Origin of the sequence: Cupriavidus sp. P-10, from assembly GCF_003402535.2 — a bacterium.
In the GTDB taxonomy this organism is placed as follows: domain Bacteria; phylum Pseudomonadota; class Gammaproteobacteria; order Burkholderiales; family Burkholderiaceae; genus Cupriavidus.
Window position 1 is genome coordinate 159,838 of the sequence record NZ_AP025170.1, and the last position, 12,903, is coordinate 172,740.

A 12,903-nucleotide genomic window follows, 5' to 3' on the forward strand; every position below is an offset into this window, starting at 1 on the left:
GGCGGCGCGGTGCCGCCGCTGCCAGACTAGCCGGCTTTGGCCGGTACCCGCGTGCCACCCGCGCGCCGCGTACCTGCCCCGGCGGGCCTGCACGCGGCGCGCGACGCCATGTTCTAATGTCTGCTTTCAGGAGAGACAAAGATGCAAGCCAAATTCCGCGCGGCCACGCTGGCCGCATCGATTGCCGCACTGGCCACGGCGCTGGCGTCCGGAGCCGCGCTGGCCCAGGTCGACGTCAGCAACGCCTGGGTGCGCGGCACGGTGCCGACCCAGGCCGCTTCGGGCGCGTTCATGGTGCTGCATGCGCACGAGAACGCGAAGCTGGTGGGCGTCTCGTCGCCGGTTGGCGAAGCCGAGATCCACGAGATGAAGATGGAAAACAACGTGATGCGCATGCGGCAGATCAAGTCGCTGGACCTGCCCAGGATGCAGAACGTCGAACTGAAGCCCGGCGGCTACCACGTGATGCTGATGGGCCTGAAGAGCCAGCTCAAGAAGGGCGATACCGTGCCCATCACGCTGAAGATCGAGCAGGGCGGCAAGGTGACCGAGCAGAAGGTCAACGCCGAAGTGCGCGACATGGTGCCGGGCGGCAGCCACGGCGAGCACAAGCACTGATCAGAAGGGGGCCAGGCATCGCCCTGGCCGCCAGCCATCATGGCCAACAAGCAACACGGCACGCGCCAGAAACTGGTTTTCCGCGGAGGCACGCCGCCCGCACCGCCCGCACCACCCGAAAAGCCGACAAGGCGCCCTGACGCCCGGCCGCAGCCGCCAGTGCCGGGTGCCGCCAAGCCGGCGCGGCGGCGTCAGCCGCGCAAGCTGATCGGCTCTTCCGATTCCTGACTGGCCGCCGCCGCCAGCATGCGCTCGCGCAGCCAGGCGTGGGCGGGGTCGGCATCGGTGCGCTCGTGCCAGATCATGCTGAAGGTGAAGTCCTCCAGCGCAAACGGCGGGTCGAACACGGCGTAGCGCGAGTCTTCCTCCAGCGCGGCCAGGCTGCGCCGCGCCGTGGTCAGCACCAGGTTGGTCCCGGCGATCAGCGCCGGCGCCACGCTCCAGTGCGGCACCACGCAGGCGATCTTGCGGCGCCCGCCCAGCCTGGTGACCGCGGTGTCGATCGCATCCATGCGTTCGCTGTGGGTTGCCACCAGCACATGCGAGCGCGCCAGGTAGGCCACCTGGTCGAGCCGGCCGGTGTCCCGCACCGTGGCCGCGTCCACCGCGCAGGCATAGCTTTCGCGGAACAATTCGGCCGACTGCACGCCTTCAGGCTGGTAGCTGAACACGCCCAGCGCCATGTCGATCTCGCCGTCTGCCACTTGCGCCGTCATGCCCTCGCGGCTGGCCTGCGACACCACCAGGTCGATATTGGGCGCGGCCTTGCGCACCGCGCGCAGCAGCCGCGGCAACACCACCAGCGCACCGTAGTCGGACATCGCCAGCCGGAAGGTGCGGCGGGTGGTGGCCGGCTGGAAGCCGCTCGGCCCGAGCAGGATGCGCACCTGCGACAGGGCTTCGGCCAGCGGGCCGGACAGTTCATGGGCGCGCGCGCTCAGCACCAGGCCGCCCTTGCCGCGTACCAGGATGGGATCGTCGAGGAGCTGCCGCAGCCGCCCCAGTGCATGGCTGACCGCCGGCTGGCTCAGGTGCAGGCGCAGCGCGGCGCGTGAGATGTGGCGCTCGGCGAGCAGTGCTTCAAGCACCACCAGCAGGTTCAGGTCGATTCCGCGTAGGCTATTCATTCGACGAATATTAAACGTATGAAAGCAGAATTGGGAATTCGCTTTGCGATATTTCAAACTGTCAGGCATCGCAGTTTGCCCTACGGAGCGTGACATGTCAGGCATCCAGTTGCCGAATTCCTTCCCGATTACCTTGCTGTTGCCCCTCGCAACCGCCGTGCTGGCGGGCGCCGTGATTCCGTTCCAGGCGGGTGCCAATGCCACGCTGGGGCGTTCGCTGGGCCATCCGCTGGCGGCAACGCTGGTGTCGCTGCTGGTCAGCCTGGCGGCGCTGCTGCCGCTGCTGTGGCTGCTGCGCGTGCCGCTGCCCGCGGCATCGATCCTGGCGCGCGCGCCGGCGTGGACCTGGATCGGCGGCGTCCTGGGGGTGTTCTATATCTCGGCCGCCCTGGTCATGGCGCCGAGGCTGGGCGCGGCAGGCTTTATCGCCGCGGTGGTGGCGGGACAGGTGCTGGCCGCGCTGCTGGTGGACCAGTTTGGCCTCGCCGGGTTTGCGGCGCGGGCGATGACGCCGGGGCGGCTGGCGGGCGCGGCGCTGATCGTGGCGGGAATGCTGGTGATGCAGTGGGGCGGCGCCGCTGCGCCCGCCGGCGCGGCGCCGGCGGCTCAGTCCGCGGCGGGCTCCGGCGCCTGAGCGCCGCGCTGGCGCGCCGCCAGGCAGCCGGGACACAGGCAGTGTTGGCCCGGCACGATGCGCCGCGCCGGCAGCAGTGGCTGGCTGGCGCACCAGCACTCGCGCAGCCCCGCCACGTAGCCGCACACAAAGCCGGCGCCGCATTGGCTGCAATGCTCGACAGGACGGAGCTGGCCGGTCAGGACGGTGGCGGGATCGGTCATGGTGCGGGATTGGGAACTGGTGCGCCGGGGAGCGGGACAAACGGTCAAAGACGGCAAAGATGGCAAAGGCCGTGGGCCATGCCGGATTGCCCGCGCTGTTGCGCGAACGGAACGCTGGCGGGCCGCCGTGGTGCCCCGTGCGGCGCTTGCAGGCGGATGGCCGGACCTGCCCGGGCCGCGGGACTCGCGCCCCGCGCGGTTTCTTGTAAAATCGGCGCCTGCCATAGCCGGATGGCGCACTTTCGGGCGATCCCTGTTGCGCGCTGTTGCGTTTTCCCCCGGCTACGCGGCTGTTAGCCATCATACCTGTTGAATCTCACGGATGTCCCCCATGAACGCCGACAACCCCGGGCCTGCCGCGACTGCGGTGGCCGCCATCGCTCCCGCACTGAAAGCCGAGATCCTCGCCGAGGCGCTGCCGTATATCCGCAAGTTCCACGGCAAGACCATCGTGGTCAAGTACGGCGGCAATGCCATGACCGAAGAAAAGCTGAAGCACGGCTTCGCGCGCGACGTGATCCTGCTGAAGCTGGTTGGCATGAACCCGGTGGTGGTGCACGGCGGCGGCCCGCAGATCGATGAAGCGCTGAAGAAGGTCGGCAAGATCGGCACCTTCGTGCAAGGCATGCGCGTTACCGACGAAGAGACCATGGAAGTGGTCGAGTGGGTGCTCGGCGGCGAAGTCCAGCAGGACATCGTGATGCTGATCAACCAGTACGGCGGCCAGGCCGTGGGCCTGACCGGCAAGGACGGCGGCCTGATCCGCGCCAAGCGCCTGCAGATGCCCGACCGCGAAAATCCGGGTGCCTTCATCGATATCGGCTACGTGGGCGATATCGAGGCGATCAACCCGGCGGTGGTCAAGGCGCTGCAGGACGACGCCTTCATCCCGGTGATCTCGCCGATCGGCTTCTCCGACGACGGCCAGGCCTACAACATCAACGCCGACGTGGTCGCCGGCAAGATGGCCGAGATCCTGAAGGCCGAGAAGCTGGTCATGATGACCAACATCCCCGGCGTGATGGACAAGAAGGGCAACCTGCTGACTGACCTGACCGCGCGCGAGATCGAAGAGTTGTTCGCCGACGGCACCATCTCGGGCGGCATGCTGCCGAAGATCTCGTCGGCGCTGGACGCGGCCAAGAGCGGCGTGCATTCGGTCCACATCGTCGATGGCCGCATCGAGCATTCGCTGCTGCTGGAAATTCTGACCGAGCAGGCGTTCGGCACCATGATCCGCTCGCACTGAGCGGCACCGCCGGGGCGCGGGCCACGACCGGCCGCCCCGGCATCCCCATCATCACCAGAGCTGCCCGGCGTGACTTCCAGTCTTCCTCCTCCGCGCCGTGTCCGCGCTCGCCTGCGCCGCCGCCCGGCCGGGGACAACTCCGGGCGCACGGTCTGGCTGTTCGACCTCGACAACACGCTGCACGACGCCTCGCACGCGATCTTCCCGGCGATCAACCGGCTGATGACCGCCTACGTGGCGCGCGTGCTCGGTTGCGACGATGCCACTGCCAGCCGCGTGCGCGTCGATTACTGGCAGCGCTACGGCGCAACGCTGCTCGGCATGATCCGGCACCACGGTGTCGATCCCGCCGACTTCCTGCGCGCCGCGCATGAATTCCCGGCGCTGGCCGAGATGGTGCGCGTGCAGCGCGGGCTGGCGGCGCACCTGCGGCGCCTGCCGGGGCGCAAGATCCTGGTCACCAACGCGCCGCAGGACTATGCGCGCGCGGTGCTGGACATCGCCGGCATCGGCCACTGCTTCGAGCGCGTGGTGGCGATCGAGCAGATGTGGGTGCATGGCCACCTGCGCCCCAAGCCGGACCGCCGCATGCTGCGCCGGCTGCTGGTGCAGGCGCGCGTGGCGCCGCATCGCGCGGTGCTGGTGGAAGATACCGTGTCGCACCTCAAGCGCTATGCCGGCACCGGTATCCGTACTGCCTGGGTGACGGGCTACCTGCGCACGATCGCGCCGTCGCGCCCGCACGACGTACCTGGCGTGGCCGCTTCGGCGCAAGATGACGGCAGCCGGCGCGATGCGGCGGTACGCTCGACGCTCGAGGCGGAAGAAGACCGCCGCGCCGGCCATGCCGTGCAGGAGCAATCGGTCACGCTGATTGCCGCGGAAGCACAGGTACCGCAGGCACCGCAGGCGCAGCCCGACAACGTGCCGCGCGTGCGGGCCCGCGTCCCCAACCGGCCGGCCTATGTGGACATAAAAGTACAATCGATGCATCAACTCCAACGACGAATGCGGAGAAACGGGTCATGACGCAAAGCAACGGGGACCAGCCGGAGGCAGTCATTACAGGCGGGGCCGATGAGATGGACACACCCGCGGACACACCCGCCGCGCCTGCCGCGCCGGCGCGCAAGCGCCCGCGCCCGGGCGAGCGGCGCATCCAGATCCTGCAGACGCTGGCGACCATGCTCGAGCATCCGCGCGGGGAAAAGATCACCACCGCCGCGCTGGCCGCGCGCCTGAGCGTGTCCGAGGCGGCGCTGTACCGCCACTTCGCCAGCAAGGCGCAGATGTTCGAGGGCCTGATCGGCTTTATCGAGCAGACCGTGTTCGGCCTGATCAACCAGATCACCGCCAAGGAAGAACACGGCCTGCGCCAGGCGCATGCGATCGTGCGCATGCTGCTGTCGTTCGCCGAGAAGAACCAGGGCATGACGCGCGTGCTGACCGGCGAGGCGCTGGTGGGCGAGCATGAGCGGCTGCAGGAACGCATCAACCAGGTGGTGGACCGCATCGAGGCCTCGCTGCGCCAGTGCCTGAAGGTGGCAGTGACGCAGGCCGAGTTTCCCGCGGACGCCGATATCCCGGCGCGCGCGGCGCTGATCATGGCGACGGTGCAGGGCCAGTGGCACCGCTATGCCAAGAGCGGTTTCCGCAAGTCGCCGTCGGACCATGCCGAGGCGCATCTGCGCGTGCTGCTGGGCTGAAACCGACACGCCGGGCCGATTGCTCTATAATTGCCCGGTCGCGCCGATTTGATGACTGGCTTGCGGGCGCGCGGCAGCCACGGGAACACCAAGGGACCAAGGTCCGGGCTGCCACTATAAATGCGGCTAAAGAGGTTGGGTCGGCGCCCCACGTCACCACGACGATGATCGGCACCGGCACGCGGAATCCCGCAAGGAATCCAGTGAATCCCGACTTGGCTGCGATGCTTTACACGCAAATGCCGGTCGGGTTTTTTTATGCCCGTTCGCCGCGGGCCCGGATTCCATGACTGATGTCGCCCTGCCGTCTGCCGCGCCCAGCGCGCCCAACGCGCTCTCCCTGCCGCCCGATTCGGTCGGCGTGGTCACGCCGCAGCGCATGCACTTTGCCGAGCCGCTGAAGCTGCGCAACGGCACGTCCCTCGCCGGCTATGACCTGATGGTCGAGACCTACGGCACGCTCAACGCGGCGCGCTCCAACGCGGTGCTGGTGTGTCACGCGCTCAATGCCTCGCACCATGTCGCTGGCGTCTATGCCGACGACCCGCGCGACGTGGGCTGGTGGGACAACATGGTCGGCCCCGGCAAGGCGCTCGATACCAATCGCTTCTTCGTCATCGGCGTGAACAACCTGGGTTCGTGTTTTGGCTCGACCGGGCCGATGAGCGTGAATCCGGCGACGGGCCAGCCTTATGGCGCGACGTTCCCGGTGGTGACGGTAGAGGACTGGGTCAACGCGCAGGCGCGCGTGGCCGACGTGTTCGGCATCACGCAGTTCGCCGCGGTGATGGGCGGCAGCCTCGGCGGCATGCAGGCGCTGGCCTGGAGCCTGATGTACCCGGACCGGCTGCGCCACTGCATCGTGGTTGCGTCCACGCCCAAGCTGTCGGCGCAGAACATCGCCTTCAACGAAGTGGCGCGCAGTTCGATCCTGTCGGATCCCGACTTCCACGGCGGCAACTACTACGCGCATGGGGTCAAGCCCAAGCGCGGCCTGCGGGTGGCGCGCATGATCGGCCATATCACCTACCTGTCTGACGAGGACATGGCGGAGAAATTTGGCCGCGAACTGAAGGCGGAGGACATCCGCTTCTCGTTCGATGTCGAGTTCCAGGTGGAGAGCTACCTGCGCTACCAGGGAGACAAGTTCGCCGAGTACTTCGACGCCAACACCTACCTGCTGATCACGCGCGCGCTGGACTACTTCGACCCGGCGCTGGCCTTCGGCGGCGACCTGACCCGCGCGATCGCGCAGACGCAGGCGAGCTTCCTGGTGGCGAGCTTCAGCACCGACTGGCGCTTCGCGCCCAGCCGCAGCCGCGAGCTGGTCAAGGCGCTGCTGGACAACAAGCGCCCGGTTTCGTACGCCGAGATCGACGCGCCGCACGGCCACGATGCCTTCCTGCTCGACGACCCGCGCTACCACAACCTGATGCGCGCCTACTACGACCGCATCGCAGAGGAGATCGGTGCATGAACGCCCTGGCCAATCCCAATATCCTGGCGCTGCGCCCCGACTTCCGCGCGATCGCGCGCTGGATCGAACCCAACTCCACCGTGCTTGACCTGGGCTGCGGCGACGGCAGCCTGCTGCGCGTGCTGCAGGACGAGCTCGACGTGCAGGCCTACGGCATCGAGATCCGCGACGAAGGCGTGCTGGCGTGCGCGCAGAAGGGCGTGCATGTCATCCAGCAGAACCTGGAAGGCGGACTGGCGCTGTTCGAGGACAAGAGCTTCGATACGGTGATCCTGTCGCAGACGCTGCAGACCATCCACAACACCGCGCAGGTGCTGCGCGACACGCTGCGGGTGGGGCGCGAGTGCATCGTGTCGTTCCCGAACTTCGGCTACTGGCCGCACCGGCTGTCGGTGTTCCGCGGGCGCATGCCGGTGTCGGAGTCGCTGCCGTACCAGTGGTACAACACGCCCAACGTGCGCGTGCTGACCATCAGCGACTTCGAGGAACTGGCGCCCACGGTCGGCTTGCGCGTCATCGACCGCGTGGTGATGCACGAGGGCATTACCGTGAACTGGGGCGTCAACTGGCGCGGCAGCCTGGCGGTGTACCGGGTCTGCGCGGCCTGACCTCGCACGGCGGGCGGCGCCTGGCCGCCTGCCTTATTGCGGCAGCGCGCCGGCCTCATACTGCGCCGCATACTCCTCCGACGGCGGGATCGGCTTGATCACGTCGATCAGCACGCCGTTGGGATCGGCGGTGATGAAATGCCGCTGGCCGAAGGCCTCGTCGCGCAGCGGCAGCAGGATCGGCAGCCCCGCCGCCTGCAAGCGGTCATGGACCGCATCCGGGTCTTCCACTTCAAAGTTCAGCAGCAACCCCTGGGCGCGCTGGCCGCGTGCCGGCGCGGGGATGGTTTCGTGGCTGCTGTCCAGCACGGCGAGATTGACCGATGGATCCCCGGCCAGTTGCAGGTGCACATACCAGTCGCTGGTGAACAGCGGCACGAAGCCGAGGTGGCGCTGGTAGAACGCGGCGGTGCCGGCGACATCGCCGGTCATGATGACGGGGTAGCAGCTGGTGACTTTCACGGGCGGGCTCCTTTTTTCTGCATACATACAGCTTGTATGTAAATTGATATTAAGATACAGGCTGCATGTATGCAAGGAGAAAACCGCGTGGCCCGATCCAACCGCGAACGTACCGAGGCTACCCGGCAGGCGTTGCTCGACGCGGCTCGCACGCTGTTTGTCGAACGCGGCTACGGCGAAACCTCGACCCCCGACGTCTGCGCCGCGGCCGGCATCACGCGCGGGGCGCTGTACCACCACTTCGCCGACAAGCGAGACCTGTTCCGCCACGTGATGGCTGACGAAGCCGCGGCGGTCGCCGCCGATATCGAGGCCGCCGCGCCCGCCGGCCTGGATCCGGCCGAAGCGCTGATGGCCGGCGCGCAGGCCTATCTGGACGCGATGACAGTGCCCGGCCGCACCCGGCTGCTGCTGGTCGAGGGGCCCGCCGCGCTGGGCCTGCGCGAAACGCTGGCGCTGGACGAAGCCAACGCCGCGCGCACGCTGCGTGAAGGGCTCGATGCCGCCGGGGTGGGCGGGCAGGGCGAGGTGGCGCTGCGCGCGCTGGCGCCGCTGCTGTCCGCGGCCTTTGATCGTGCCGCGCTGGAGATCGAGGCCGGCGCCGATGCCGCGCGGGTGCGCGAAGCCATGCTGTGGCTGCTGCGGCGGGCGCTGGGCAAGGATTAGTCAGGCAGGAAGCTCGCTGGCGGTGGCGGCCAGGTGGTCGACAAAGGCGCGCACCTTCGGCGGCACGTGGCGCGTCGGCGTATACACCGCGTAAGCTGTGCCGATATAGGGCTCCAGGATGTCCCACTCCGGCAGCACCGTAACGACGCGGCCCTCGTCCAGGGCGCTGCCGAGCGAGAAGTCCGGCACCAGCCCGATGCCCGCGTCGCCTTCCACCATTGTCATGATCGCCAGGCTGTTGTTCAGCGTCAGCCGTGGCGGGATACGTACCACCACGGTCTCGCCGCTGGCATGGTGGCGCAGCGTCCAGCGCTCGCCAAAATTGCCATAGCCCAGGTACAGGCAGCGCGCCGCCGGCAGTTCGGCCGGCGCAGCGGGCGTGCCGCGCTGCGCCAGGTAGCGCGGCGAGGCCACCAGCCGGTAGCGCACCTCGCGCAGCGGCCGCGCCGCCAGGCCGGGCGCCAGCTCGCGCGCGATGCGCACGGCCACGTCCAGGCCTTCCTCGACCAGGTCGACCATGCGGTCGATCAGGGTCAACTGCAGGTCCAGTCCCGGGTATTTCTGCAACAGGGCGGGCAGGCGCGGCGCCAGCCAGGCCTGCCCGAACGAGACCGGCGCGCTGACGCGCAATACGCCGTGGGGCGTGCCGCCATGTTCGCCTGCCAGCGCGGTGACCTCGCGCGCGGCGGCGGTCATGCGTGCGCAGGCGGCGTAGACCGACTGGCCCAGCTCGGTCAGCGCAAAGGCGCGCGTGGTCCGCTGCAGCAGGCTGGCGCCGAGCGTCGCTTCCAGCCGAGACACGTGCCGGCTGACGCCCGACGGCGTCATGCCGAGATCCTGCGCCGCCGCGGAGAAGCTGCCGCATTCGACCACGCGGGCGAAGACGGCCATCGCGTTGAGTGGTGTATCCGACATGCGGCGTCTCCCATCTTTGATCACAGCTCAAATACTAATTGAGCTTCAGCGGGATTGTTGAGCGGATGGCACGGTGGAACAATGCCGCCATTGCATCCCCCGGAGCGCTCCATGCCTTCACCCCAATCCCTGCCCGGCGGTGCCTGGCGCATGGTCGCGGCCATGGTGTTGTCAGGCACCATCGGCTGGTTTGTCGTCACCAGCGGGCAGCCGCCGCTGGACGTGGTGTTCTTCCGCTGCATCTTCGGCGGCGCCGCGCTGCTGGGCACGCTGACGCTGCAGCGCGGCTGGGTGCGCATGAGCCGCGCGCAGCTGGGCTGGCTGGCGCTGGGCGGCGTCACGCTGGTGCTCAACTGGCTGGCACTCTTCTCGGCATACGCCCATAGCGGCATCGCGATTGCGACCGTGGTCTACCACACGCAGCCGTTCTTCCTGCTGCTGCTGACCTCGGCGATGCAGCGCGAGCCGTTCCCGTTCGCCAGGCTGCCGTGGCTGGTACTGGCCTTTGCGGGCGTGATGCTGATCACCGGGCTCGAGCACGGCACCACCGGCACGGCGATGCTGGCCGGGATCGGCCTGGCGCTGATGGGGGCCTTGCTGTATGCGGTGACCACCATGGCTACGCGCCGGCTGCAGGCGATCCCGCCCGGGCAGATCGCGGGCCTGCAGATGGTGCTGGGCGTGCTGATGCTGGCGCCGCTGGCGCATCCCGCGATCGGCACCTATGGCACCGGCACCTGGGCCGCGCTGCTGGCCCTGGGACTGGTCCACACCGGCATCATGTACACCTTGCTGTACGGCGCTTTCCAGCGGCTGAGCGTGGTGTCGATCGCCACGCTGTCGTTCGTCTATCCGCTGGTGGCGATCGTCATCGACGTGATGGTGTTCGGCGTCGTGCTCGGGCCGCTGCAGGTCGCGGGCATGCTGCTGGTGCTGCTGGGCGTGGTGGCCAACCAGCTCGGCTGGAGCCTGCCGTGGCGGCGCCGGGCACAAGGCTGATGCGACGCCGGGGCCGCTTGCACGCAGCGCCGGTTGACCGAACTCCTGACTACGGTTAGTGTAGGCAGCTATCGAACGACCGTTCTATTTGCGCCCTCGCCATGACTGCTTCCGCCGCTTCCCTGTCCGCCACCGCTCCCGTCGCGCTGCATGCGTTCGACGAGGCCATCGCCCTGGAGGCCGCTGGCGAGAACCGTTTCCTGGGCCGCACCACGCCGGCCTACTGGAACATGATCGGCCCGTTCGGCGGCATCACCGCCGCCACGCTGCTGCAGGCGGCGCTGCTGCACCCGCAGCGGCTGGGCGACCCGATCGCGCTGTCGGTCAACTTTGCCGGCCCGATCGCCGAAGGCCCGTTCGAGATCGAGGCACAGCCGGTGCGGACCAACCGCTCGACCCAGCACTGGAACCTGACGCTGCGCCAGGGCGATTCCGTGGCCACCACCGCCACCGCGGTGTTCGCGGTGCGCCGAGAGACCTGGGCCTGCGGCGAGGCGGTGATGCCCGAGGTGCCGGCTGCCGAGTCGCTGCCGGCCATGGGCGGCTTCGCGCCGGTGCGCTGGCTCAAGTCCTATGACATGCGCCCGGTGCGCGGCGCCAAGCCGACCGCCGAGGCCGGCACCGAGCACTCCGACAGCCTGACCCAGTTCTGGCTGCGCGATGCGCCGGCGCGCACGCCGGACTTTGCCGCGTTGGCGTCATGGGCGGACAGCTTCTATCCGCGCATCTTCCTCAAGCGCGCGGGCTTCGTGCCGGCCGGCACGGTGTCGATGACCACGTATTTCCACGCCGATGCGCCCACGCTGGCGGCGCTGGGCGACAGCCACGTGCTGGCGAGCGCGCAGGCGCAGGTGTTCCAGCAGGGGTACTTCGACCAGCGCGCGCAACTGTGGAGCCCGGCTGGCCAGTTGCTGGCCAGCTCGCACCAGATCGTCTACTACAAGGAATAAGAAGGGGCGGGCTCAGGCGATCGCTTCGCGCGCCTGGGCCTCGTAGCGGTGCACGGTATTGCGCATGGCCCAGAGCAGCATCACGCCGGGCAGCGCCACCACCACGGTGCCAAGGTAGAACGGCGCCCAGCCCCAGGCCTCGACCATATAGCCCGAGGTCGGCCCCACATAGACCCGGCCCACCGACGCCAGCGCCGACAGCAGCGCGTACTGCGTGGCCGAGAACGAGCGGTTGCACAGCGTCATCAGCAGCGCCACGAAGGCCGCGGTGCCCATGCCGCCGCACAGGTTTTCCACCGCGATGGTCGCGCCCATGGTCCACAGGTGCGGCGGCGTCACGGCGAGGATCCAGTAGCCCAGGTTCGATACCGCCTGCAGCACGCCGAATACCATCAGCGAACGGTACAGCCCCAGCCGCACCATCAGCGTGCCGCCGAACAGCGCGCCGATGATGGTCGCTGCCAGCCCCAGCGTCTTGTTCACGATGCCCACCTCGCCCGCCGAGAAACCCACGCCGCGGATCAGGAAGGTGGTCGACAGGCTGCCGGCAAAGGCGTCGCCCAGCTTGTACAGCACGATCAGCAGCAGCAGCCACCACGCGCCTGGCCGCGCGAAGAAATCGCGCAGCGGGCCGAGCACCGCCTCCTCCAGCGAGCGTGGCGCGCGCGAGGGCACGTCGGGCTCGGGCGCCCACAGCAGCGTGAGGATGCCCACGGCCATCAGCGCCGCCATCAGCAGGTAAGTCTGCTGCCAGCCCAGCACGCGGTCAGCCAGCCACAGCGCCAGGCCGCCGGAGACCAGCATCGCCAGCCGGTAGCCCAGCACCTTGACCGCCGCGCCGGCGCCGCGCTCGGCCGGGCGCAGCACGTCGGTGCTGTAGGCGTCGAAGACAATGTCCTGCGAGGCCGACAGGAAGGCCACCAGCGTGGCCAGTGCCGCCAGCGTCCACAACGCCTCGCGCGGGGGGCAGAATGCCATCGCGGCGATGCCCGCCACCAGCCCCAGCTGCGTCACCAGCAGCCAGCCGCGGCGCCGGCCCAGCAGCGGCGGCGTGTAGCGGTCCATCAGCGGCGCCCACAGGAACTTGAAGATATAGGCCTGGCCTACCAGCGAGAAAAAGCCGATGGTCTTGATATCCAGGCCCTCGACCGTCATCCAGGCCTGCAGCGTGCCGGAGGTCAGCGCCAGCGGCAGCCCGGAAGCGAAGCCCAGGGTCAGCATGGCGCCGATGCGGCGGTTGCGGAAGATGTCGAGGTAGGCCTGGAAAGTCATGGATGCGCGGGGGGTGG

The 12,903-nt window shown here is 68.7% G+C and carries 15 protein-coding genes; 10 read left to right on the plus strand and 5 right to left on the minus strand.

What is annotated here, in order from left to right; genetic code table 11:
- Positions 1-141: 141 nt before the first annotated feature.
- Positions 142-618 carry a copper chaperone PCu(A)C gene (locus tag CTP10_RS00740; protein ID WP_116316878.1) on the plus strand — a complete coding sequence of 159 codons (477 nt, stop codon included), beginning with the start codon at positions 142-144 and terminating at the stop codon, positions 616-618.
- A 191-nt stretch (positions 619-809) separates the two neighbouring features.
- Here CTP10_RS00740 and CTP10_RS00745 read toward each other — a convergent pair whose 3' ends face one another.
- Positions 810-1,745 carry a LysR family transcriptional regulator gene (locus tag CTP10_RS00745; RefSeq protein ID WP_116316879.1) on the minus strand — a complete coding sequence of 312 codons (936 nt, stop codon included), beginning with the start codon at positions 1,743-1,745 and terminating at the stop codon, positions 810-812.
- Positions 1,746-1,839: 94 nt separating this feature from the next.
- On the opposite strand from CTP10_RS00745, the gene CTP10_RS00750 reads away from it, so the two are divergent.
- Positions 1,840-2,379, plus strand: a complete 540-nt coding sequence (locus CTP10_RS00750) for a DMT family transporter (RefSeq protein WP_116316880.1) — start codon at positions 1,840-1,842, stop codon at positions 2,377-2,379.
- On the opposite strand, the gene CTP10_RS00755 is transcribed toward CTP10_RS00750, so the two are convergent.
- On the minus strand, positions 2,352-2,582 hold the full coding sequence (locus CTP10_RS00755) for a cysteine-rich CWC family protein (RefSeq protein WP_116316881.1): 231 nt from the start codon (positions 2,580-2,582) through the stop codon (positions 2,352-2,354). The genes CTP10_RS00750 and CTP10_RS00755 overlap by 28 nt on opposite strands.
- A 331-nt stretch (positions 2,583-2,913) precedes the next feature.
- Here CTP10_RS00755 and argB point away from each other — a divergent pair, with 331 nt between their 5' ends.
- From argB to metW, 5 genes are all read left to right on the plus strand, one after another.
- Entirely contained in the window at positions 2,914-3,831 is a 918-nt protein-coding gene (gene argB, locus CTP10_RS00760) for an acetylglutamate kinase (RefSeq protein WP_116316882.1), read from the plus strand.
- 69 nt (positions 3,832-3,900) lie between these two features.
- A complete protein-coding gene (locus CTP10_RS00765; protein ID WP_116316883.1) occupies positions 3,901-4,860 on the plus strand; it encodes a pyrimidine 5'-nucleotidase in 960 nt (319 codons plus the stop codon).
- A complete protein-coding gene (gene slmA, locus CTP10_RS00770; protein ID WP_199414490.1) occupies positions 4,857-5,537 on the plus strand; it encodes a nucleoid occlusion factor SlmA in 681 nt (226 codons plus the stop codon). The genes CTP10_RS00765 and slmA overlap by 4 nt, the downstream gene beginning before the upstream one ends.
- A 286-nt stretch (positions 5,538-5,823) precedes the next feature.
- Complete coding sequence (gene metX, locus CTP10_RS00775; protein WP_116316884.1) at positions 5,824-7,014, plus strand: homoserine O-succinyltransferase MetX; 1,191 nt, start codon at positions 5,824-5,826, stop codon at positions 7,012-7,014.
- Positions 7,011-7,622 (plus strand): methionine biosynthesis protein MetW, encoded by a 612-nt coding sequence (metW, locus tag CTP10_RS00780; protein WP_063241126.1) that lies wholly within the window; start codon positions 7,011-7,013, stop codon positions 7,620-7,622. Before metX ends, metW begins: the two co-directional genes overlap by 4 nt.
- 33 nt (positions 7,623-7,655) lie before the next feature.
- Here metW and CTP10_RS00785 read toward each other — a convergent pair whose 3' ends face one another.
- Positions 7,656-8,084, minus strand: a complete 429-nt coding sequence (locus CTP10_RS00785; protein ID WP_116316885.1) for a VOC family protein — start codon at positions 8,082-8,084, stop codon at positions 7,656-7,658.
- An 87-nt stretch (positions 8,085-8,171) separates the two neighbouring features.
- Between CTP10_RS00785 and CTP10_RS00790 the strand changes: the two genes are divergently transcribed.
- Positions 8,172-8,750: a TetR family transcriptional regulator gene (locus tag CTP10_RS00790; protein WP_233527932.1), complete on the plus strand. Its 579-nt coding sequence runs from the start codon at positions 8,172-8,174 to the stop codon at positions 8,748-8,750.
- On the opposite strand, the gene CTP10_RS00795 is transcribed toward CTP10_RS00790, so the two are convergent.
- Entirely contained in the window at positions 8,751-9,665 is a 915-nt protein-coding gene (locus CTP10_RS00795) for a LysR family transcriptional regulator (protein WP_116316887.1), read from the minus strand.
- A 111-nt stretch (positions 9,666-9,776) separates the two neighbouring features.
- Between CTP10_RS00795 and CTP10_RS00800 the strand changes: the two genes are divergently transcribed.
- Together CTP10_RS00800 and CTP10_RS00805 are read left to right on the plus strand one after the other, a co-directional pair.
- Entirely contained in the window at positions 9,777-10,664 is an 888-nt protein-coding gene (locus CTP10_RS00800) for a DMT family transporter (protein WP_116316888.1), read from the plus strand.
- 101 nt (positions 10,665-10,765) lie between these two features.
- A complete protein-coding gene (locus CTP10_RS00805; RefSeq protein ID WP_116316889.1) occupies positions 10,766-11,614 on the plus strand; it encodes an acyl-CoA thioesterase in 849 nt (282 codons plus the stop codon).
- 12 nt (positions 11,615-11,626) lie between these two features.
- Here CTP10_RS00805 and CTP10_RS00810 read toward each other — a convergent pair whose 3' ends face one another.
- Positions 11,627-12,886, minus strand: coding sequence for a muropeptide transporter (locus CTP10_RS00810; protein ID WP_116316890.1), 1,260 nt, complete (start codon positions 12,884-12,886; stop codon positions 11,627-11,629).
- Positions 12,887-12,903 lie beyond the last annotated feature (17 nt).